Below are 23,450 nucleotides of genomic sequence, written 5' to 3'. Positions count from 1 at the left end.
TTATCAACCTCGCCGATTCCCTCTAACGCAACACTGCCCGGTGGGTTAGTATGGCACTCGTGGAACACGAATGTGGCAACGGTTGACCAAAATGGGCGTGTTACGGCACAGCAAACGGGGACGGTTGATATTAGCGTCCGCACGGGGAATTGGAGTGTTGGCTGGCAGACGGTGCAGCTGACTGTTATTGCGCCGCTGACGGGCATAGCCATCGGCAACTTGCCCCTGAATAATCGCATGACGGTTGGCGATGCCCGCACGCTATCAACCTCGCCGATTCCCTCTAACGCAACACTGCCCGGTGGGTTAGTATGGCACTCGTGGAACACGAATGTGGCAACGGTTGACCAAAATGGGCGTGTTACGGCACAGCAAACGGGGACAGTTGATATTAGCGTCCGCACGGGGAATTGGAGTGTTGGCTGGCAGACAGTGCAGCTGACTGTCGTTGCGCCTGCTGCGCCCAATATAACGATTACCTGGAATGGTAATCGCGGATTTCCTACCAGGGTGGGAGGGTCACACACATGCCGGGCCGGAGGTTATGAGGGACGGTGTGCACGGACTTCACACAACATTTACGTTAAATGCAAATGAAAGACGGCACTTGCGCCAAGTTTACGATTTTTTCAGATAAGTATATGCGAAATTTGCAAAAAGTAAATTGATTTTTAGAAAGAGGGATTATCATGAAAAAAACGATAATTGCGCTTGCATTTTCACTGACGCTGATATTAAGTGCTTGCAATGTTTCTTCGTCTTCGCCGATATCTTGTACACTTGAGCACTCTCCTGTACCTGATGTTGAGGTTTCGCCTGCACCGGAGACGTCTCCATCGACTGAGTCTTCTTCGGGACATTCGTTTGTATATGAATACTTCACATTTGAAGAGCTATTGACAGAATTTCCACCTACCGATGTGGTTATTGTGCAGTATGTAGGCCACCGGCCGTTTGGGCGAACATTAACAGAGTTTGAATTTATTGTACAGGAGAGAATACTGGGCAATGCCGAAGACAGAATTTTTGTGTATGTGGAGCGCCCCGATATTGATATATGGGGGAATGAAATAGAGGTTAGTGATAGATCGGACAATTTAACGTTTAGCCACGGAACAGATTATCTGCTGCCGCTCAGAAAAATAAGTTCGGTTTATGCAAATACACGTGAAAATGGATTTACGTTGATTCGCAGAACGGTTATTGACCTCAACGATCCCTCACGCAGCACGATGCACGGCAAAGAGTTATCCCAGCACTCGACAGGCTTGGACTTTAGTGCAAGAAGTGTTGCACGGCAGGAAGTCGTATCGTATGTTGAGGACTTGACAAGGGATAACGCGCCTGCAAGAGAGTTTATTCGCTCCGAGGCCATGGAGGATATTATCAGTGGGTCACCTCACGTTGCGCTTGTAGAGATTAAAGAGCCACTTAGATTGAATGATGAAGTGCCACCATCAGATTGGATGTCTACTGACATTTATCATGCCACTATCATTCAATCTCTAAAAAGTGGCTTTCTTCCCGGAGATGAAATTGTTGTCATATTTTTCGCAGATACAGTCTTTCCGGGAGAGCAGCATATTGTTGCGATTGAGGCAATACGCGAAGGGAGTTATTGGTTTGACCTTTCCTCCCGCAATAGCTTGTTTGGCATAAACGAGCAGCATGAAATAGAAGAAATCTTAGGCATACGGTAATAAAGAGGGCGGCTCTGTTAGCCCGACATCGTGGAGCAGGCAGGCGGGCACAGCCATGGGGACGTTGCCTGTGCCGACAAGAGCAGGTTTTACCTTTGCAGGTTGGTGGACAGCGCAGACCGGCGGCACGCAGGTCTTGGCCACCCACAGCGTGCCGGATAGTAATAGAACGTATTGGGCGCGGTGGAGTGTATTGCCGCCAACGAACGTATGGGTTCCCAATATCCGACAGGAGCGAACAAACTGGTGTTGGGCTGCTGTTTCGGTATCAGTATTGAGAAACAGGCACTCAAACAACAACTCACTCACGCAGACCGAATTTGCAAGGGTGGCAACAGGCAGAAATCCTCCTCCAAATGAAATGTTGGGGGTTGATGCCACAGCAGTTGCTATCCGTCGATTTACAGGTGGATCAAACGCATTTTCACATACCGGCGGGCGGACAGTAAGCCAAGTGTTTGATGACCTTAGCCGAGGGAGGCCGATAATCGCCGGCTCTAATGCGCATCTAGTGGTTGTGTTTGAACTGAATGCCGCACGAATTTTTGATTTACTTGAAGATACTAACGAGTGGCATATTATGCTCTATCTTGATGATGTGCCGGTAATGATTCATGACATTAGAGATTTAGGTGATGGAAATTTTGAATGGACAGGAGGGATGGACCTTAATGAGAATGATGGATTTCACAGTGGATACGAGTATTTCAGAGAAAGATTTCCACATGGTGAAGTGAGGGTTTTTAGAAATGGAAGTTTCGGAAGGCATTATTTTATAAACGCTGATGCAAGCGCCGGTTAATCCAATTGGTTCAGAGGAGTTTGAGCAATGGTTTGGCGATTCTACAGAATTGATGGATACATCAGTTGTGGCAGAGATAATACTAGAAAGAACAGAGATGATTGATTTAATGAATCGCGGCGTTATAGAGAGGAAGTATGGCGGCGGGAGCTTGCTTGATGAGTATCTTGAGCGCAGGTAACTAAAATGCTTCTTCCTTGCTTAATAGTCATGTCCATGCTTGTTAGAAGGGATGGTTAATATGAAAAAATTATTCATAGCAGTAATTTTGTGTGCAATTTTATTGTAAAGTGCTTGTGGCAATACAGAACCTGTCTCACAAGAAAATCCCTGCACTGATGATGTCCAAACTCACGAAGCCACTCAGACAACGGAGATAATGGATTTTAATATTGTCCCAACCATGCCACATGAAATAGAATTTATTGATGGGCCTAGAGGCGAATTCGAGGTGCATTTTACATATTTTTATGTATCATTTGAGGATGCTCTTTACATGTCGAGCGATGTCGTCATAGCACAATTCGTTGAAAAGAGGCCGTTTGGAAGGTCATATGATAAAAATGCGTAGGTTAGTGTCGAAAGGTTTGGCATTATTCTTGCTATTATCAGTAATAAGCATTGGCGTTTATGCACCAACAGCGGAGGCCACATTTATTATGCCGAATGGTCTATTTATGTTACACTCGCACTCAACGGGTCTTTTTATGGATCATCGTGCTGATTCATCTATCTTGACACAAAGATGGGGTTCAAATTCATATACCATACATTTTTTATACCGGGTTAATTTTTAAAATAGCTAATGAATATAACAAAGGGAGGACTATACACATGAAAAATAAAGCAGGCCTTTATGTAAAGTGTCTTATTATTTTTGCACTTTGTTTCCTGCCACTTGTTCTCGCGAGCGGGTGTTCTGCTAGCGTAGGGAATTACAACATCCAGTTTGAGGTTGTGCCAGAGTCAAATGGAGTTGACTCTGATCAGTACGCCACTGATGATAACAATGAAATGTTGAATAGCTACAACGAACATGACACAAAAACTACAGCGCCGTATTTTATCGTTGCATATGAGTCCATTCCATTTGACACGTTTTATCGCTTTATGCACGATCCTTCAAAGAACACTTTAGTATCATCGTATGCCAATAAAAGAGTGTTTTATGGCGGCACATTACCAGAAGTTGCTAGCACTGAAGCAGTGGATGCGACAGCGACCAACATTTTTGACTATAATCATGTTAGGCTTGGGGCATCGTTGGTCGTAGACGAATCGCTGTTACAATTTATTGGAGATCCTGCGACAATTCAAAAGTTGTTAACAGGCAATAACGTTGCAAATCGCATTGAAACTGTAACTTTGCTCCACTCAGGCGGATTCCCGCCTGCCATATGGGTAAAAGCGGAGAGAGAACACTATTTTATCACAATTGAGCTTAATCACATTGAACCAACACCGGAAGAACTTGACCTCATTTGGGCAGGCGAACTAGTTGATTTCCAATTTTATGAAATTGAATATATTTTTCATACACAACACAATTTCACAGAAAGATTTGGTGGTCGTTCCGGTCGTCTTATCATCAATAATGTTGATTTTACAAGAAGAAATCAGATAATGTTCTATAATGAAACTGCTTTACTTCCAATTCTTGCTATTTCAGATGCATTAGGATTTGATGTGATCCGCCACAGGAATGGAATGGTCACTATATTGCACAATGGCAGGGAATTTCTATTAGATAAAGCAGGCATTTCACTAATTGAAATGGATACCCAATGGAATTATCTAGTACCAACGCCGGGAGGTCATATGTGGATTGATGAAACAAGTGACGATTTGTTGATTGATTCATTAACACTAAAATGGTTTTATATGTCGTTGGGAATTGAAATGTATATTGATGCAGATCGAACAACTGTGACCATTGGTTAGCTGAAAGAATAACCTAAGTTCATCGAGAAACCAATAATAATCGATATGATCTGGGTTGGGGACGTTAGACAAGATATATTCAGATTCCTTTATATACTTGAGGGGCCTACGATGGCTCCTTTTGTACTCGTGAGCAGCATTGCGCCTCTCGCAGAAGAAGATGGCGTTGCATATACGGAGTTTTTTAGGCTATCCTCAACGTCAATCCAGCCTTCGCCGTTAGGCAAGGTGCTCAAAAAATGAATAGCCCAAAGGTTATCCTTGGCTCGCTTCTCGTCTCTGCGTAGCCAAGCAAAGAAGTCTTTATAATGTGCTTCTAACTTGCATTGCAAATCAAAACCATTGCTGGTAATTAAGAGTGTATTACCTTGTCTTTTTATTTCTCTGTCAACCTCCGTGCTTTTAACGCGTTATAGCAGAAACTACGATATATGTCAACGCGCGCAGCGCCTTGACAACATGCCGTGCCGCGTACTATAATGAGTTCAAAAAAGGAGAGTGCCTATGTCTGTGCCTCCAAAATATACGCGCGGTGAAGAGCAGTTTAACATGATTACCCATGTTGTCGGCGGCGGATTAGGCGTTGTGGCGTTGTTGGCGTGTGTTGTGGTCGCGGCGTATAACCAAAATGTGTGGGGCATTGTGTCAGGCATGATTTACGGATTTTCAGTCGTGCTATTGTTTACTATGTCGAGTGTCTATCATGGATTGAAGGTTGGATTGCCTAAGCGGGTGTTCCGTGTTTTCGACCATTGCACGATCTTTGTTTTAATTGCCGGCACGTATACGCCGGTGACGCTTAATCGATTCCGCGAGGTTTATCCTCTTGACGCGTGGTTGATTTTTGGCGTCATTTGGGGGCTGGCTGTGCTGGGCATTGTGCTGAATGCCGTCAATATGAAGCGGTTTATGGCATTTTCGCTGGTTTGTTACTTGGTGATGGGCTGGACGGCTATGTTTCGAATCGGGCGGCTGATTTCTGTATTGGGTACGCCGTTTTTTACTTTGATTTTGCTCGGCGGCGTGCTGTATACCGTCGGCGTGATTTTTTACGCAGCAGGGCGGAAGAAGAAATATATGCACTCAGTATTTCATCTGTTTGTCATTGCGGCATCTATTTTGCACTCGGTGGCGATTGCCGTGTTTGTCATGGCTGGTTAAATTATTTTAACGAAAAAACCTGCAACCTCAATGGTTGCAGGTTTTTTTGCCAATTTTTACGCTAATATTGTTGTAAACGTATTAAAAAACGACAAGCCCCCACTTTTTCTGCACAAAGCAACGAATGCTAAGATAGTGTGAACAAAAAATGAACGAAAAATCATTGTTTGGTTGTGTGCAGAAGGGATTGGTGAATGAGATGAAGAGAAGGATTATGACAGCAGCGATTTTGGCATTTTTTTTAGTTGCATGTTTGAGCGGTGCGTATCTGTGGATGGCTAGTACAGTTAATGGAGTGCCGATTGAGTTGCTTGCGCGGCCAATGCTAAAAACGCTTACTTTGACGACTGTGTCAAATTCATCAATGCAGGTGTTGGCGGCTCCAAAACCAATCTTAACACAGACTTCATCTGTCAAAGGCCTGTTCAAACCGTCGCCGACTCCTCCAACTGCAGTGCTTCCGACATTGACACCGCCCCCGATTACGCCGTCACCAATACCGTCTCCTCCGTCGCCTATGCCAACACCGATGCAGCCGCCGACGCCAACGCCTACATTGACGCCAGAGCCATATGCGCCGACGATGACACCGACGCCTGTACCGGAAGCGGTTGTGTTCACCGGTGTGAAGAAAGAGCGAAGCAACCCGCCTGTTACTGTTCAGGTTTTTGTAGACAGGACATTTCGACCGAACGAACAAGCGAACGTGGCACACCTCGGGGCGGCCTTCGACAACATGGCTGCTCCGTTTCGGAATATGTGGAATATGCAATTTAATATTGAGTTTATTCCGGTGAACTTGCCTACGCATGAGAGTAATCACGAATACGCGGGTGCGATACCGTCCAGAATGAGTTTATGTACGCGGCCGGGTCATTTAGACTATTATAGAAGCCTTGCTTTTATAAATCAAAACTTTGGAAACGATGACCCGAATGCGATACAAATGATATGGCAGGGCGGCATTTTGTGTATGACCATTGACGGACGACATACAGAGCCGGGCGGTGCGGCACTTCAAAGACGTGGGCAAGTAGCGGTGATGAACAGAAGTTCGGAGAATTCGTTGACGTATGTGCCGTTTATCAACCTTGTACGGCACGAGTTGACACACTTGTTTGACGTGGCTTGTACGCAAGGGCCATTTATGGGGCGGAAACCTTGGGACAGGTCAACGCCTTGTCTTGACCGATATGGTATGCGCTGCGTGATGGATCATCGGAACTCTGCTGCGCATAACTTTGGCAGCAACGCTGAGATTTGGTGCACACGATGCTGCGATGATTTTGAGCCAAATGGTCAATGGCTTGACAGAAAACCATGGGGGATGGTGCAGACCTGTCAAGAGGGGTAATAGACTCTTACGATTGCAATGAAGAATATCTTCGAGAGTTGAGAAGGTGTTTTTGTACAAAATAGGGCAAATTGACCTAGTGCAGTCGCCAGATTATGACATAATAGCCCTAGGTGATTGCGATTGAATAGATTAAAAGAGCTACGTATAGCTAAAGGCTATACCCAGCTGCAAGTGCAAATGCGGACAGGCATTGACCAAAGCACGTACTCAAAATTGGAGCTGGGTAAGAGGGCATTGACGGTGCCGCTTTGTAAGAAGTTGGCGTTGGCGTTTGATACGAGCGTTGATTACTTGCTTGGTATGACAGATGAGAAGCAACCTTATAGGCGTAGGAGGTAGCGTGTATGTCAGATAAGCCGCAACGGCGTATTTCGTTGTCGACGGCCGCGATTGCCGTGATTGTGGTGGGCATGCTGGCCGCAAGCTTGGGCTATTACATAGGGGCGAGGCAGAGCGAAGGGACATATACCATTCGCGGTGACAGCGGCAGTCCGATTTTGGGTGGGCAAGTTGCCGGCCCGCCGGTGGGGGATTCCGCCACGGCAGAGGTGCCACCGCAAGATGATGGCAGGGTTAATGTCAACACAGCGACGATGGAAGAACTGCAAGTGCTGCCGGGGATTGGGCCGGCATTGGCACAGCGGATTGTTGATTTCCGCGAGCGGTACGGTGCGTTTACGTCGGCAGAGGATTTGACGCATGTCAGCGGCATCGGTGAGGTGCGACTAGAGCAGTTGCGAGATTTGATAACGTGGTAAAAAGAGCTGCCGTAGACGGCCGATAAAATGGGAGTGCGCAGAAATTTTCGCGCAGCTGCTGCACACAAGGCACGACAAAAGATAACAATCATAAAATTTTGTAAGTTGGACAATCCCTCTTGACAAACGGTTCGGAATGATGTATACTATGACGGTATCATATCGTTTATGTGAGAGGAGGGAAAAGTCAATGTCAGAAGTCAAAGTCAAAGACAACGAATCGCTGGATAGTGCGCTTAAGCGTTTCAAACGTAACTGCGCGAAGTCGGGTGTTCTCTCCGAATTGCGCCGTCGTGAACACTATGAAAGCCCGAGTGTTCGCCGCCGCAAGAAAGCTGAGGCAGCCAGGGCGAAGAAAAAGAAATTTAAGTAGAACTGTTGAGTAGGTGTCATGTATGGCATGGAAAGCAGTTGAGAAATCCGTCCATGAGGGCGGATTTTTTGTTATATGCGAGAAATTTGTAATAATGTATCGATTGGGCATGGTATAATGGTTTTGGTTGTGGGGGATTGAATATGCCTCACTTGTATGGTACAATAGAATAGCAATGCACTTGCGGAGGCGGATATGAACAATAGAATTGTGCTCATCAACTTCTATATGCCCAAGGCGTTGGGGATTAAGCATATCGAAAAGGCATTGACGCAGGCCGGTTACGATGTGACGACGGTGTTTTTTAAAAACATCAGCTTTATCAACCCCAAAGGTGCGACGGCGCGGGAAATTGAGTTGCTGGTTGAGCTGGTTAAGTCGAAAGACCCTTTGGCTGTTGGGCTGAGCGTGATGGCGTCATTTTATATGGAGACGATTATTGAAGTCAATGATGCCTTGAAGCAGGCAATTGATGTGCCGATCGTTTGGGGCGGCATTTATCCGACGATGTTTGCTGAGGAGTGTTTAAAGCATGCCGATTTGGTGGTACGGAGCGAAGGTGAGGAGACATTTATTGAACTGGCTGATATGTTAAAGTCGGGCGTGAATGACTTTGCGAACATTCGTAATCTTGCTTATCGCGATGAGGGCGGCGCAGTGGTGCAGAATGAGCTGCGCGACTTGCTGCGCGATTTGGATAAATTTGGCTGGCTGGAACTTGGGCTGCCCAATAAATATATCATTGATAATGATATTGTCAAAAAACACGAAGACCCGCTGCTGGGGTCGATGAGCTATGAAATTTCCTGTTCGCGGGGCTGCCCGCACGCTTGCTCGTATTGCAGCTCGTCAGCGTGGAAGCGCATTCATGCCGGTAAGGGAAAGACGGTGCGGCTTCGCTCAATTGACAGTGTGATTGATGAGTTGGCACATGCTAAGGCCAAGATGAAAAACCTGAAATATATCCGCTTTTACGACGAAATTTTCCCTGAGGACGAGGCGTGGGTGGATGAGTTTTGCGCTAAATATAAAGCGCGGATCAACCTGCCCTTTGAGGTGTGGGGGCACCCGCGGCATGCTGACGCTAAAAATTTTGCCAAGTTTGTCAATGTCGGATTGTATAAAGTGACGATGGGGCTGCAAAGCGGTTCACCATACATCCGGCGGCAGATCTTTAACCGGCCCGAAACGAATGAGGATATTATCGCGGCAAGTCAGTCGTTGGTGGACGCCAAAGTGCCAGAGGTGATTTTTGACTTGATGGTGCGGCATCACTTTGAAACGCATGATACCTTGCGTGAGACTTTATTTCTTTGCTTGGAACTCAAAGGAAAATTCGAGTTGCGGTTGCATGGGCTAAACTTTCTGCCGGGTACGGCGATTGTGCAAAAGGCCATTGACAAAGGGCTTGTGTCACCCGAGGAGATGGAGCGATTCCTCAACGCGCCGATGCACGAGCAGTATGAAATGTACTGGAAAAATGAGAATTGCGATGAGACGATGAATTATATCTACAAGCTGGTGTCACTGACACAAGTGCCGCGCTATAAGAAAAAAGTAATGGCATTGGGACAGCCCGATGTGCCGGAACAACGCACAAAAGTTGAACGAATGTATAAAATTGGCATGCGGTCGGTGCGTGTGCGGCATATTTGGAAAAAGTTGGTGATGTTGGGCAAGGGTACGGTGCGGAAAATATTTGGACGGTGAAGCGGATATTTTGAAATCATAGATTAAGTAGGAAATTTATATTTTACGGTGTAAAGGAGATACATATTGACATATAACGAAGTTGTAAAAATTGGTGAGTCCTTTTTACTTCCGATGGTGTGGGAGTTATATGAGTTGGAAGGTTATACATTCACCCACATTGAAAGGGATTATATCGCTCCAAATGTTGTCTACTATTGTGACAAAAACGATTCAGAATCGAGAATACTCCGTATTGCTTTTCGAAGTGATAGAAACATGGACGATTATCTTGGTGAAACTGAATTTATCCGATATTTACACGAAAATGGCGGTAGTGTTGCCAATGTTATTTGCTCTCGAATGGGTAATATGGTCGAGGAAATAACGCACGATAAGCACACATTTTTCGTCTGCTTGTTTGAACAAGCAAAAGGGAAATTGCTTGTAGAAAATCACTATCAATATCGTGAAGGCGTTCCGATTGCCGAGTATTACTACGATTGTGGCAAAGTTTTAGGGAAGCTGCACCAACTGTCGAAAGTGTACACTCCTATTCACCGCAGATGCAGCTTTCTAGACAGATTTACTGCCGAATACATTGACACGTTAATCCCCAATTCGCTATCTCATTGTAAGGAAAAAATGTTTTCTCTGCTGCAAACCCTGAAAGAAACAGACCAAAGCCGTGAAGTGTTCGGCATGATACATTGCGATTTCAATGATGGAAACTACAATATTGATTTTGAAACAGGACAAATAACAGTCTTTGACTTTGATAATTCGTGTTTCGGCTGGTATATGTTCGATTTGGCAAGCCTTTGGCAACACGGCATAGGTTGGGCGCAAAATGAGCCGGATGCCAATAAGCGCAAACAGGCTATGAACAGCTACTTTGAAACGGTTATCGCCGGCTATCGTTCTGAAACTGCGATTGATGATGAGGTGTTGGAAAATCTGCCGTTATTTTTGCAAGTTAGCCTTATGGAAGAAATTATAGCCGCATTTGAAGATATGTGGAATAGCGGCGGCGTGGTGGAATGTGATGAGGAATTGTCTTACCTTATAAAATGTTTAGAAGATGATATTTCCTACAAAGGCTTTTATCATGAGATATTTTCATGTGATAAGCCATTTGAATATGAGTTACGTGATATTTAGGTTGTGTGCCTAATAAGCATTCTACGTTATTGCCCGCCACAAGATAAAACAATAAAACCTCCAACAGTACCTTGAACACTCCACACAAATATGATAAAATAAATAAGAACAAAACGCCTACGGAGGACAGCTACCATGCAAACACAAATTGGCATTATTATGGGCAGTACGTCGGATTTGGACACGATGAATTGCGCGGCGAAAGTTCTGGATGAACTTGGGGTTTTATATGAGAAAAAAGTCGTTTCGGCGCACCGGACGCCAGAATATATGGTCGAGTATGCTAAGACGGCCGCAGATCGTGGTCTGAAAGCCATTATCGCGGGTGCGGGCGGTGCGGCGCATTTGCCGGGCATGGTGGCGGCTTGCACGAGTTTGCCCGTCATTGGCGTGCCGGTACAGTCGAAGGCATTGAATGGCATGGATTCGCTGCTGTCGATTGTGCAGATGCCAGCGGGTACACCTGTGGCGACGATGGCCATCGGTGTTGCCGGTGCGACCAATGCGGGGCTGATGGCAGCACGGATTCTCGCGGCCTTTGACAGCGCGTTGTATGCTAAAATAGAGGCGCGACAGGCGAAGATTACGCAAAAAGTATTGAGTGACGAGGTGTAACATGAGCAAAACGATTTATCCGTATCAAACCATCGGCATTATTGGTGGCGGGCAGTTGGCGCGCATGATGTGTCTGAGTGCTAAGGCAATGGGTTACTTTGTGGCCGTGCTTGAGCCAACACCGAATTGTCCGTGCGGGCAGATTGCCGATATTGAAATTACGGCGGCATACAACGACATGGACGCCATTAAGAAATTGGCTGAAATCAGCGATGTGATTACGTATGAGTTTGAAAACATTGACCATGAAGCGTTGGCTTGGCTCGAAAAGAACGCCTATTTGCCGCAGGGCAGCCAAGTGTTGTATACCACGCAGCACCGCTTTCGTGAGAAGAGTGCGATTGCGGCGATGGGTATTCCTGTTGCCGAGTTTTGCTTAATTGACAGTGCCGAAGCGTTGGCCGAGAAAGCAACATATCCATCCGTGCTGAAAACGACAACGGGCGGGTATGATGGAAAAGGACAGGTTGTATTGCGCTCGGCGGACGACTTAGCGGCGGGGCAAGAGCTGGTGGGCCAGAAAGAGTGCATTTTGGAGAAGTTTGTGCCGTTTAGCAAGGAGATTTCAGTTATTGTGGCGCGGAGTACGATGGGTGAAACGGCGGTGTTTCCGGTTGCCGAGAACACTCATGTCAACAATATTTTGCACCAGAGCATTGTGCCGGCACAGATTGACGCGGCTGTTGAGGCAAAGGCGTTGGCCTATGCGCGCAAGATTGCCGAAGAGATGGATGTCATCGGTGTGATGGGTGTCGAGATGTTTGTTGTTGGCGATGAGGTTCTCATCAACGAATTGGCACCGCGCCCGCACAATTCGGGGCATTATACCATTGATGCTTGTTTGACGAGTCAGTTTGAGCAGCATGTTCGCGCGGTGTGCGGGTTGCCGCTGGGCGATACGGCACTGCATACGCCAGTGGTGATGGTCAACATTTTGGGCGATCATTTGAATAAAGAGAAATTAGACGATTTAACGGCATATTTGCCGTTGTTAAAGACGGGGAAAATTCATCTATACGGCAAGGCTAAGGCTGTGGACAAGCGCAAGATGGGGCATGTGAATGTATTGGGCGGCGTTGATGAGGCATTGGCAGTGATTGTCGGGAGTGGGATTTGGGGGTAAGGATATGGCCCCACGCAAGAGTTCAGTGATAGGTAATGGGTGAGGTGTAAGGATGGACAAAAGGCTCATTGATAATATTGCGCGAGAGTCTTCGACGCCGGTGATGCTGGTTGCGGCGTTGGGATTTTCAATGAGCTTTGTCTTTGAGTATCTGCATTTTGTCACCACCGGCGGAACGACGTTATTTTTTAGCCAATTGCCGGGCGTGGATGATTTTGGCGGGCTGTATTTGGTGATTGTAACGTTCTTTTTGCTGCCGCAAATGGCGGTGAGTGTCAATGTGTGGCGGTATGTTTTGGCTTGCCGCAGGCGGCAGGGCAGTCAGGTTATGCTGCAACGTTTGCAGTCGTTGCGTTGGACAATGACCATCTTGTTTATTTTATATATGTTCGCTGCGATGTTGGCATTTTTTGGCGGCTGGTACATTCCGGGCGGGATTGCCTTGGCAACTGTGTTTTTATTCTTCCTCGGGCATTACAAGTTCTTTACGGCAGTGCGCGAGTCGATTATTTACCGCGCTGTATTGGGGCGGATGTCGCAATATTTACCATACTTGTACATGACGTTTGGCGTTGCCGCAATAGTGGCCGCCGTGATTCCATTTACGGTGACGGGCGCGTTGAGCGGGACGAGCAAGGGTATGTTTTTCCTCGGGGTTGGGATGACGATGCGGCGGTTTAGGGAACTATGGATGCCGGCGAATGGCAAAACCGCAGTATAGGGGCGGACGGGCGCTTGATTGCAATAGAGCTGAAATGCTGTGTTTATATATGTGTGGCGCGTGAGGGCAGTATGCTCTATAAGGCTGCAGCCATGCGACGCAGGCACTCACCTAGGGTGATGTGCGGGCAGGCAGCATTTAGGCGCATAAAGCCTGCGCCAAGTGCGCCAAATGAGTCGCCGCGACTGAGCCATATTTTGGCTTCATGGAGTAGTTTGTGCTCGAGTTCGTCCGGCGTTACGTCAAGTGCGCGGCAGTCGAGCCATGCTAAGTATGTGCCTTGCGGAGCGATGAGCTTGACAGTGGGCAAGTTAGTTTTAAGAAATCCATCAATATAGATGAAATTGCTTTCGATATACTGCAACAATTCCGTCAACCAATCGCCGCCGTGCGAATACGCCGCGCGGGCGGCGACGAAGCCGGCGTTGTTGGGCATCTCCATGCCGTTTCTGTTGACCGTTCTGCGGAAAACTTTACGTAAGTTTGGATTACTGATGAAGATGTTGGCGTTTTGCAAGCCGGCAAGATTAAATGTCTTGCTTGGTGCCGTGCAAAGGATAATATTGTCTTGCGCCTCGGGCATAAGAGCAGGCAACATATAGTGTTGGCGGTTGCCATAGATGAAATCGCACCAAATTTCGTCGGCAACAATCAGCACGTTGTGTTTCACGCAAATGTCAACCATTTTTCGTAGTTCATCAACAGTCCAAACGCGCCCGACAGGGTTGTGCGGACTGCATAGCAGAAACAGTTTGCTCTGACGGGCTTTCTCCTCAAAGTCGGCGAAGTCGATAACATACTTGCCGTCCTGTAAAACAAGTTCGTTAACAACAACTCGCCGTCTGTTTGCCGTGATGCTTTGGCGGAATGGGTAGTAGACGGGTTCTTGGATTAAAATGCCGTCGCCGGATGCAGTAAACGCGTCAATGGCCATGTTGATGGCATAGACGACGCCGAGTGTGATGGTGAGCCATCTGGGATCGGCGTGGTAGTTGAAGCGTGCGGCAAACCAGTTTATTACGGCGTTGTAATAGGTGTCGTCGGGGACGGCGTAGCCGAAAATGCCATGTGCTACACGTTCTTGCAGTGCAGAGGTCACGCAATCGGGGGCGGGGAAGTCCATATCGGCGACCCAAAGCGGCAGTAAGCCGTCAGGCTTGCCGTAGTTTGCCGCACTGTCGTATTTTAGAGATTCGGTATTGCTGCGGTTGGTGGTTTTGTTGAAGTTCATAATTGCCTCCAATCTTACAGAGCGTGACGCTCTCACCGTGCTGTGATAAGCGTCTAGAGCTCTGTCATTATACCACAGTATCAACGGGTTGTGAAGTCAATCGGAATGTGTTATACTGGCAACAATAAAAAATAAAGGATGACTCGATTATGAAATGGAAGCATAATTTGTTGGCTTTGTTGACCGCTGCTTTGCTTATCTTGCCGCTGTTGGGTGGCTGTCAAAACCAAGACAATATCGCGTCTGCGCCTTCGCCGGAGCCATCGCCCGGCGTGACGGACACGCCCGAAGATACGCCTATCACTTCTGTTACGTCGGCTGATATCACCCCGCTAATGTGGCGCGTGACATCGCCGGAAGGACAGGCCATGTATTTATTCGGCTCAATTCATGCCGGTGAGGCATCGATTTACCCGTTGCCCGACTTTATTATGGATGCATTTTATCGCAGCGACTACTTGGCGGTGGAAGCTGATTTATACGCATTTGAAAATGACATGGGAGCCATTTTGGCCATCCACGCCATGCAGACGTATCAAGAGGGGCGGACAATTGCCGATGACATTGGCGAGGCGTTGCACGAAAGATTGATCGCGATTTTGGCCGATTTTGGCGTGCCAAACGTCATGCTGGATATGCTGAACACATTAAAGCCATTTATGTGGCACTCGACGCTGGCAAGTGTTGCCGTTGAGCAGGCGGGAATGTCGGCAGAATATGGCGTGGATATGCATTTTATTCAGGCAGCGATGGCGCGGGACATGGATATTTTAGAGGTCGAATCGATGGGAATGCAGCTGGAAATGCTGATGGGACTTTCGATGCCGGCGCAGATAGTTATGCTGGAAAGCGCAGCGTATGTTGAAGAGGGCGCGATGATGCTGGTTGAAATGTACGAGATGTGGCAACAAGGAGATGAAGAGGGTTTCTTGACGTTGTTTTATGCCGAATATGAGGACGCGCCGGCGGAGCTGTACGAAGAAATTTGGGATGCCTTATTTATTCAGCGCGATATTGGCATGACCCAAGTGGCGCGGCAGTATATGGCCGATGGCAAGAATGTATTTTTTGTCGTGGGTCTCGGACACTTGATAGGTGAAGACAGTGTTGTCTACTTGCTCAAAAATTATGGATATACGGTGGAGAGAGTGCTGCCGTAATCATTATGGAGGTTTATTATGCAGTTACTCACCAAAGCACCCAAAGGCACACACGATATTCTCGACTGCACATCGTGGCAATGGCTGGAAGCCCTGCTGCGTGATACGGCGCGGCTATATGGTTATAGTGAAATCCGCACACCGATGATAGAGCATACTGAGCTGTTTGAGCGCGGGGCGGGCGAAACGACCGATGTTGTGCAAAAAGAGATGTATACGCTGATTGACAAGGGCGGGCGAAGCATTACCATGCGCCCCGAGGGTACGGCGGGTGTTTGCCGCGCCATGTTGGAGCATAGCTTATTGGCGCAGGGGTTACCGCAAAAAGTCTATTACATCGGGCCGAATTTTCGCTATGAACGCCCGCAAGCAGGGCGTTTGCGCCAACATCACCAGTTCGGCGTAGAGTGCTTTGGGCCTGCCGGGGCTGACGCTGACGCTGAATTGATAGCATTGGCGGACGCCTATTTGCAACGCATAGGCATTGCCGGCGTGACATTGGAAATCAATAGTATCGGCTGTCCCGATTGCCGCCCGATTTATCACTCGATATTGAAAGAATACTTGGCGCAACACGATCTTTGCGGCTTGTGTGAAGACAGAATTCAGCGCAACCCATTGCGTATTCTGGATTGCAAGAATCCCGACTGCCAAGCTGTTGCAGCAAACGCGCCGTATTCGGCTGACCATCTGTGTATTCCGTGTCATGAGCATTTTGAGAGCCTAAAAGCGCATTTATCTGCGTTAGGCATTGCTTATACGCTTAACAAGACAATGGTGCGCGGGTTTGATTATTACACGCGAACCGTCTTTGAGTTTAAGGTCGCCGGCAGTTTGGGTGCGCAGAATACCGTATGCGGCGGCGGGCGTTACGATGGGTTGATTGAAACGCTGGGCGGGCCGCCCACGCCGGCACTGGGCTTCGGCAGCGGCATTGAACGCTTGCTGTTGACAGCGCAGGCGCAGGGCATTGGAACGGGTGAAAAAAGTGTGCCGGACGTTTGCATTGTCAATGCGTGTGAGGATGATGCCGTTGTCACGGTGTTGACACACGAGTTGCGCGGATTAGGCGTTGCAGCGGTGCGCGATGTCATGGGGCGCAAGGTTAAGGCACAAATGAAGCAAGCCGATAAGATCAAAGCGCGGTATGTTGTTGTCATTGGTGATGATGAGGTTGCGGCGGATAAAGTGCAAGTTAAGGATATGGCTGATGGTTCTGCTGTTGAATGTGCATTGGACGCGGCGGCGATTTGTAAAATGGTTTTGTAAGCGTGGCCATAGTGGGGTATTTATATTAGTAGAACCTATAATAAATTGCATTAGGTGGTATGATGGTGATGAAAAAGGATATTTTTCGTGACATTCCCGGATTTGATACTTTTGTAAAAATTGAGCTACTTAACAAAGGGTGGTCTGGCGATAAAAAATACCGTATTGAAACAACCAATGGAGAAAAACTGCTTCTGCGTATTTCAGACATTGATAAACTCGGACTCAAAAAAAGCGAATATGCTAAGCTGAAACGTGCGGCTGCGCTTGATATAAACCTTTCCGTTCCTGTGGATTTTGGTTTATGCAACAATGGAAAAAATATCTATCAACTTATGAAATGGGTTGACGGCGAGGATTTGGAAACTATCTTGCCGAGTTTATCCGAAAAGTCGCAGTATGTTTTGGGATTAAAGGCAGGTGAGATGTTCAGAAAAATGCACACCCTCCCTGCATCCGTGAAAGCCGAACCGTGGGATGCTTGGTTTCTTCGCGAGGTGCAAAGCAAGATTGACTTCTACAATACAAATCCCATTAAATCTGAAAGCGGGGATTTGGTAGTCCGTTACTTGCAGGAAAACAAGCATTTATTTGTCGACAGGCCGCAAACGTTTATTCACGGCGACTGTAATAAATTTAATTTGATTGCTATGCCAAACGGTGAAATTGGCGTGATTGATTTTGATTGTTGGGGCTATGAAGAAGATACCGGCGACCCGTGGATGGAATTTCTCAACGTCAATTTGATCGGCGATGTTACTCCCTATTTTAACACAGGGTTAGTAAGAGGCTATTTTGACGGCGACCCGCCTCATGGTTTTTTTGAAGTATTAGCTTATTACCTCGCTTATCACGCGTTGATGGAACTATGTATTATGTATACAGATGGAAAACCCGAAATTGGTATTCGTTATATGGCGAATGTTCTTAGTTGGTTAAACAATATGCAAAATACTATACCAACGTGGTATCTTGATAAAGTTTAGTAACTAATAAGCATTTTCTGCCATGCAGCCAATTCGCAGATGATAAAACGCGGGCGAACGCAGTTCGCCCGCTACGAAAGGATACACACTATGCCAAACTTCCCCCACACCCCCACGCACCCTTGCGGTGCATTGCGTGTCGCTCACGCAACACAAACCGTCACACTCTGCGGTTGGGTCGCCCGTGCGCGCAATCTGGGTGGACTGCTCTTTGTGCAACTGCGCGACAAGACAGGCATTGTGCAATGCACGTTTAACGAAACAGAAAACGCTGAACTGTTTGCCCAAGCCTCGGCGTTGCGTGGAGAATGGTGCGTTGCCGTAACGGGCGTTGTCAACCAACGCGGCGAGCGGGATGTCAACAAAGACTTGCCGACCGGTGAAATTGAAGTGCAAGCGATAAGTTTGACGGTATTTTCCAAATCAGAAACCCCGCCGTTTGAAATTCTCGATGACAGCGACGCAGGTGAATTGTTGAGGCTGAAATACCGCTACCTCGACTTGCGCCGTGCGCCGTTGCAGAAGAATTTGCAGTTGCGGCACAAGGCAACGATGGCTATTCGCAAATTCTATGACGACGAGGGCTTTATCGAGGTCGAAACGCCGATTTTGACAAAATCAACACCCGAAGGCGCACGCGATTACCTCGTGCCGTCACGCTTACACCCGGGCAAGTTTTACGCGTTGCCCCAGTCGCCGCAGCAGTATAAGCAATTGCTAATGGTGGGCGGCATTGGGCGGTATTTTCAAATCGCGCGTTGTTTCCGTGACGAGGACTTGCGCGCCGATAGGCAACCCGATTTTACACAGATTGACGCCGAAATGTCGTTTGTTGATATTGATGACGTGTTGGACATGAATGAGCGCATGATTAAAGCCGTGTTTTCCGATACAATTGACGTGACGCTACCCGATTTCCCGCGCATGACGTGGCATGAAGCTGTCGAACGATATGGCAGTGACAAGCCCGATTTGCGCTATGGCATGGAAATCATCAACCTCTCCGAGTGTGTGAAAGACACAGCCTTTGTTGTTTTTGCCAACGCCGTAAAAAATGGTGGCAGTGTTCGTGCCATCAAGGTTGACGGGCAAGCGGCAAATTGGTCGCGCAAGGACATGGATAATATCACCGCTTACGCCAAAGGCATTGGTGCGGGCGGTTTGGCGTGGCTTAAAATGGCGAATGGCGAGATGTCGTCGAGCTTTGCCAAGCAATTGAATGAGAGCGAATTGCAAGCCATTTATACAAAAACAAACTTTCAAGACGGCGACGTACTGCTTGTCATTTCAAGCGAAGATGACGCACAAGTCAAGCACCTGCTCGGTTGCTTGCGTGTTGAGTGTGCCAAGCGGTTGAATCTATGCAAGCCCGATGAATTCACGCCGGTATGGATTACCGAATTCCCGCTGTTTGAGTACAACGAGGAGGCGGGGCGGCATGTTGCCATGCACCACCCGTTCACCGCGCCAATGGATGAGGATGTTGCTTTGCTGGACAGCGATTTAGGCGCAACGCGGGCAAAGGCTTACGATTTAGTCATCAATGGCTATGAGCTGTGCAGCGGTTCGATTCGAATTCACCGTGCCGATGTGCAGACGCGAATGTTTCAATTATTGGGCTTGCCCGAAGAGGAGATTCAAGCGCGGTTTGGGCATATGATTGAGGCGTTTACCTATGGAGTTCCGCCCCATGGCGGCATTGGATTTGGGTTGGATAGACTTGTCATGTTGTTATCCGGAACGGATAATATACGTGATGTAATCGCCTTCCCCAAGACGCAGCAGGCGGCTGAGCCGATGATGAATAGCCCCGATGTGGTGGATGAGGAGCAATTGGCGGAGCTGCACATCAAGCTAAAAACATGATTTATCTCGACCACGCTGCAACCACTCCTGTTCTGCCGCAAGCCGCCGAAATCGCGCTTGAAGCCATGACGGTTAATTATGGCAATCCGTCCAGTTTACACGCTATGGGCGTCCGTGCGGCGCAATATATTCATGCGGCGAGTGATCGTATTGCCCGTGCAGTTGGCTGTACGCCTGATTGCATAATATATACATCGGGCGGCACAGCGAGCAATGCGTTGGTGTTTCAGTCAGTGTTGAAACGCGGCGGGCATATTGTTTCGACTGCACTCGAACATCCGAGCGTGACGACGCAACTTAATGCCTATAAATCCAAAGGCTTTACGCTGACCATCGTACCGCCAACACGTAGCGGCGGCATTGACCCCGAAGAGTTTGCGGCGGCATTGACGGCTGATACGGTGCTGGTCAACTGCACAGCAGTATGCAGCGAAAATGGATCTGTCCCGGACACGGAATTATTGTTTACGCTTGCCAAGGAGCGCAGCCCCGATGCATGGGTGCATTGTGATGCTGTGCAGGCGTTTGGTAAGATTGCGTTGCCGAAATTACCGCATACATTGAGCATAAGCGGGCATAAGATTGGCGCGCCGAAGGGGATAGGGGCGATTGTAATGCAGAATGCAGAATGTAGAATGCAGAATTTGGAGCCGCGGGGGACTGAGAATGTATCGGGCATTGCGGCGTTTGGTGTGGCGGTGGATTTCGTAGGGGCGGCATTCTGCCGCCCGTGCATGATAAATGACGCAATGGGTGAGCCGTGGGCGGCAGAATGCCGCCCCTACACAGATTTGAAAAACTATGCCCTGCAACAATTAAGAACCATCCCAAACCTAACAATTATCCCTCCACATGAAGCCCCGCACATCATCGCCTTTGCGTTGCCCCCGTTGCCCGGTGAAGTGTTGGTTCGCAAGCTGTCCGACAAAGGCGTTTACATTTCATCAGGCACGGCTTGCAATAAAGGCAAGCGGCAACAGTTGCTTGTCGATATGAAATTGCCGCCGGAAATTGTTACGTCGGCATTGCGAATTTCATTTGGGTGTGGTACAATGCGTGAGGATATTGATGGACTGGTAAAGGCAATTAAGGAGATAAAATAAACAAACGGAGGACTTTTCAATGAAATATGGCTATTTTGATGACGCGCGGCGCGAATACGTTATCGACCGCATGGACGTGCCCGTGTCGTGGACAAACTACATTGGTGTAGAAAAAATGTGTGCGGTGCTTAACCATACATCAGGCGGCTACTTGTTCTACGAATCGCCGCAGTACCATCGCATTACGCGCTTCCGCCCCAACGGTACACCGCTGGACAGACCCGGGCATTACGTGTATCTGCGTGATAACGCTGATGGTGATTACTGGTCAGTTTCATGGCAGCCGGTTGGCAAGCCGCTTGACCAAGCGAAATATTTGTGCCGCCACGGGTTGTCGTACTCGACTTACGAGTGCGAGTACAAAGGCATTAAAGCCACGCAAACCAACTTTATTCCGCGCGGTGACGATGTTTATATTATGGATGTAACGGTGGAAAACACGACGGACAAGCCGCGCGAATTCTCGCTGTTCGGTTATGCCGAATTCAGCTACAATCACATTGATTTTGACAACCAAAACTTTCAAATGTCCAACTATTGCAGCGGCAGCAGCTATGCCGACGGCATGATTGAACTCGACCTGTTCTACGACCCCGACGGCTACCAATGGGCGGCGGCTTGCTTTGAGCCGGACAGTTTTGATTGTTTGCGCGACAACTTCTTAGGCGTTTGGCACGACGAGCGCAACCCGATTGCCGTCGAAAAAGGCGAGTGCACAAATTCGTTTGAAAAAACAGGCAACCATTGCATGGGGTTGCACAAAAAAATCACCATCGCCCCCGGCGAAAGCAAACGCTTTTCGTTCATGATTGGCAACGGCAAACGCGAAGAAGGCGCACCCATTCGCGAAAAGTATTCTTGCCCGCAAGCGCTTGATGCTGCCCGTGCCGATTTGGCGAAATTCTGGGAAGATAAGCTGGGCGCACTGCAAATCAACACGCCGCACGACGGCATGAACACCATGCTGAACACATGGACGCTGTATCAAAGCGAAATCAACGTGATGTTCTCGCGATTTGCATCGTTTATCGAGGTTGGCGGGCGTACAGGTCTCGGCTACCGCGATACGGCGCAGGACGCGATGTGTATCCCGCATTCAAACCCCGAAAAATGCCGTTCGCGTATTATGGAACTGCTGCAAGCCTTAACAACACGCGGCTGGGGATTGCATTTGTTCGAGCCGGAGTGGTTTAAGCCCAAAGGCGAGCGCAAAGTGCCTGCAAAATCGCCGACTGTCAAACCGGAACCCGATATGGGCAACTTAATCCGCGAAGATTTGCGTGACACAACCGCTGATTCAGCGCTGTGGTTGGTGGCTGCCATTTGCGAGTATATCAAGGAAACAGGCGAAATTTCGTTGCTGGACGAAGTTGTTGGTTACGCGGAAAACGCCAGCGGCAATGATATTAGCGGTTCGGTGTACGAACATTTGACCAAAATTTTGGATTTCTCTGCCGAGCAAGTCGGACAAACCGGCATTTGCAAAGGCTTGCGCGCCGACTGGAACGACTGCCTCAACTTAGGCGGCGGCGAAAGTGCTATGGTTAGCTTCTTGCACGCATGGGCGTTGAATTACTTTATTGAGTTATGCCAGTTTACAGGGAAAACCGACGACTTGGCGAAATATACAGCCATGCGCAACAAAGTTGTTGTTGCCTGCGAAAAAGAATTGTGGGACGGCAAATGGTACGCCCGCGGCATTACCAAAAACGGCTTGAAAATCGGCACACAGCAGTCCGCCGAGGGAAAAGTGCATATGGAATCGAACACATGGGCGGTTATTTCGGGCGTTGCACCGCGCGAACACGCCTTGTCGTGCATGGACTCGGTCGACGAATGGCTCTATACACCGTGGGGCTTAATGCTCAACGCGCCGTCGTTTACAGTGCCAGACGACGACATTGGCTACATGACGCGCGTGTATCCCGGCGTAAAAGAAAACGGCGCAATTTTCAGCCACCCAAACCCGTGGGCGTGGGTCGCAGAAGCCATGCTGGGACGCGGCGAACGCGCAATGAAATTCTACGACGCGTTATTACCGTCGCGCCAAAATGAAATGATTGACATCCGTCAAGCCGAGCCGTATATGTACTGCCAGTTCGTCATGGGCAAAGACCACACGGCGCACGGCCGCGCGCGGCACCCGTGGATGACAGGTTCGGGCGGCTGGGCGTATTTTGCGGCAACGCATTACATGGTCGGCGTTCGCCCGGGGTATGATTGCTTGACGATTGACCCGTGTGTTCCCGCTGACTGGAAAGGCTTTACCGCAACACGCCGTTGGCGCGGCGCAACGTATAACATCACCGTTGAAAACCCAAACGGTGTAGAAAAAGGCGTTGTCAAAATTTTGGTCAACGGGCAGGAAGTTGATAAAATTACGCCTTGCGACAACGGCTGCGTGTGTGATGTGACGGTTGTGATGGGGTAAGAG

The 23,450-nt window shown here is 48.3% G+C and carries 21 protein-coding genes; 20 read left to right on the top strand and 1 reads right to left on the bottom strand.

The window, feature by feature from the left end; translation table 11 throughout:
* The 14 genes from FWE06_03980 to FWE06_03915 all read left to right on the top strand — a co-directional run.
* Positions 1 to 597, top strand: a 597-nt coding sequence (locus FWE06_03980; GenBank protein ID MCL2546340.1) for an Ig-like domain-containing protein, incomplete at its 5' end; no start/stop codon positions are given.
* 92 nt (positions 598 to 689) lie between these two features.
* Positions 690 to 1,700 carry a hypothetical protein gene (locus FWE06_03975; protein ID MCL2546339.1) on the top strand — a complete coding sequence of 337 codons (1,011 nt, stop codon included), beginning with the start codon at positions 690 to 692 and terminating at the stop codon, positions 1,698 to 1,700.
* Positions 1,701 to 1,755: 55 nt separating this feature from the next.
* Positions 1,756 to 2,502, top strand: a complete 747-nt coding sequence (locus FWE06_03970) for an InlB B-repeat-containing protein (protein MCL2546338.1) — start codon at positions 1,756 to 1,758, stop codon at positions 2,500 to 2,502.
* A gap of 834 nt (positions 2,503 to 3,336) precedes the next feature.
* Positions 3,337 to 4,443 (top strand): hypothetical protein, encoded by a 1,107-nt coding sequence (locus tag FWE06_03965; protein MCL2546337.1) that lies wholly within the window; start codon positions 3,337 to 3,339, stop codon positions 4,441 to 4,443.
* A gap of 504 nt (positions 4,444 to 4,947) precedes the next feature.
* Positions 4,948 to 5,604 (top strand): hemolysin III family protein, encoded by a 657-nt coding sequence (locus FWE06_03960; protein ID MCL2546336.1) that lies wholly within the window; start codon positions 4,948 to 4,950, stop codon positions 5,602 to 5,604.
* Between the two features lie 214 nt (positions 5,605 to 5,818).
* On the top strand, positions 5,819 to 6,958 hold the full coding sequence (locus FWE06_03955) for a hypothetical protein (protein ID MCL2546335.1): 1,140 nt from the start codon (positions 5,819 to 5,821) through the stop codon (positions 6,956 to 6,958).
* Between the two features lie 123 nt (positions 6,959 to 7,081).
* Complete coding sequence (locus FWE06_03950) at positions 7,082 to 7,300, top strand: helix-turn-helix domain-containing protein (GenBank protein ID MCL2546334.1); 219 nt, start codon at positions 7,082 to 7,084, stop codon at positions 7,298 to 7,300.
* A gap of 5 nt (positions 7,301 to 7,305) precedes the next feature.
* Positions 7,306 to 7,719, top strand: a complete 414-nt coding sequence (locus tag FWE06_03945) for a ComEA family DNA-binding protein (protein ID MCL2546333.1) — start codon at positions 7,306 to 7,308, stop codon at positions 7,717 to 7,719.
* A gap of 190 nt (positions 7,720 to 7,909) precedes the next feature.
* Positions 7,910 to 8,092, top strand: coding sequence for a 30S ribosomal protein S21 (gene rpsU / locus FWE06_03940; protein MCL2546332.1), 183 nt, complete (start codon positions 7,910 to 7,912; stop codon positions 8,090 to 8,092).
* A gap of 195 nt (positions 8,093 to 8,287) precedes the next feature.
* A complete protein-coding gene (locus FWE06_03935; GenBank protein ID MCL2546331.1) occupies positions 8,288 to 9,802 on the top strand; it encodes a cobalamin-dependent protein in 1,515 nt (504 codons plus the stop codon).
* Between the two features lie 66 nt (positions 9,803 to 9,868).
* Entirely contained in the window at positions 9,869 to 10,942 is a 1,074-nt protein-coding gene (locus FWE06_03930; GenBank protein MCL2546330.1) for a phosphotransferase, read from the top strand.
* A gap of 135 nt (positions 10,943 to 11,077) precedes the next feature.
* Positions 11,078 to 11,557: a 5-(carboxyamino)imidazole ribonucleotide mutase gene (purE, locus tag FWE06_03925; GenBank protein ID MCL2546329.1), complete on the top strand. Its 480-nt coding sequence runs from the start codon at positions 11,078 to 11,080 to the stop codon at positions 11,555 to 11,557.
* Position 11,558: 1 nt separating this feature from the next.
* On the top strand, positions 11,559 to 12,680 hold the full coding sequence (purK, locus tag FWE06_03920; protein ID MCL2546328.1) for a 5-(carboxyamino)imidazole ribonucleotide synthase: 1,122 nt from the start codon (positions 11,559 to 11,561) through the stop codon (positions 12,678 to 12,680).
* 52 nt (positions 12,681 to 12,732) lie between these two features.
* A complete protein-coding gene (locus tag FWE06_03915; GenBank protein ID MCL2546327.1) occupies positions 12,733 to 13,401 on the top strand; it encodes a hypothetical protein in 669 nt (222 codons plus the stop codon).
* A 76-nt stretch (positions 13,402 to 13,477) separates the two neighbouring features.
* On the opposite strand, the gene FWE06_03910 is transcribed toward FWE06_03915, so the two are convergent.
* Complete coding sequence (locus FWE06_03910) at positions 13,478 to 14,632, bottom strand: pyridoxal phosphate-dependent aminotransferase (protein MCL2546326.1); 1,155 nt, start codon at positions 14,630 to 14,632, stop codon at positions 13,478 to 13,480.
* Positions 14,633 to 14,781: 149 nt separating this feature from the next.
* On the opposite strand from FWE06_03910, the gene FWE06_03905 reads away from it, so the two are divergent.
* The 6 genes from FWE06_03905 (at position 14,782) to FWE06_03880 (ending at position 23,447) form a co-directional block, all read left to right on the top strand.
* Complete coding sequence (locus FWE06_03905; GenBank protein ID MCL2546325.1) at positions 14,782 to 15,792, top strand: TraB/GumN family protein; 1,011 nt, start codon at positions 14,782 to 14,784, stop codon at positions 15,790 to 15,792.
* A gap of 18 nt (positions 15,793 to 15,810) precedes the next feature.
* Positions 15,811 to 17,061, top strand: coding sequence for a histidine--tRNA ligase (hisS, locus tag FWE06_03900; GenBank protein ID MCL2546324.1), 1,251 nt, complete (start codon positions 15,811 to 15,813; stop codon positions 17,059 to 17,061).
* Between the two features lie 68 nt (positions 17,062 to 17,129).
* Positions 17,130 to 18,047, top strand: coding sequence for a phosphotransferase (locus tag FWE06_03895; GenBank protein MCL2546323.1), 918 nt, complete (start codon positions 17,130 to 17,132; stop codon positions 18,045 to 18,047).
* A gap of 90 nt (positions 18,048 to 18,137) precedes the next feature.
* Positions 18,138 to 19,913 carry an aspartate--tRNA ligase gene (aspS, locus tag FWE06_03890; GenBank protein MCL2546322.1) on the top strand — a complete coding sequence of 592 codons (1,776 nt, stop codon included), beginning with the start codon at positions 18,138 to 18,140 and terminating at the stop codon, positions 19,911 to 19,913.
* A complete protein-coding gene (locus tag FWE06_03885; protein ID MCL2546321.1) occupies positions 19,910 to 21,016 on the top strand; it encodes an aminotransferase class V-fold PLP-dependent enzyme in 1,107 nt (368 codons plus the stop codon). Before aspS ends, FWE06_03885 begins: the two co-directional genes overlap by 4 nt.
* Before the next feature lie 19 nt (positions 21,017 to 21,035).
* The gene (locus FWE06_03880; GenBank protein ID MCL2546320.1) at positions 21,036 to 23,447 is read left to right on the top strand and encodes a N,N'-diacetylchitobiose phosphorylase; all 2,412 of its coding nucleotides are present in this window, start codon (positions 21,036 to 21,038) and stop codon (positions 23,445 to 23,447) included.
* Positions 23,448 to 23,450 lie beyond the last annotated feature (3 nt).

The sequence above is a fragment of the Oscillospiraceae bacterium genome (assembly GCA_009780275.1).
Lineage (GTDB): Bacteria > Bacillota > Clostridia > Oscillospirales > UBA929 > WRAI01.
Note: the sequence above shows the minus strand (reverse complement) of the source record. Positions and strands in the feature narration are given on the sequence as shown.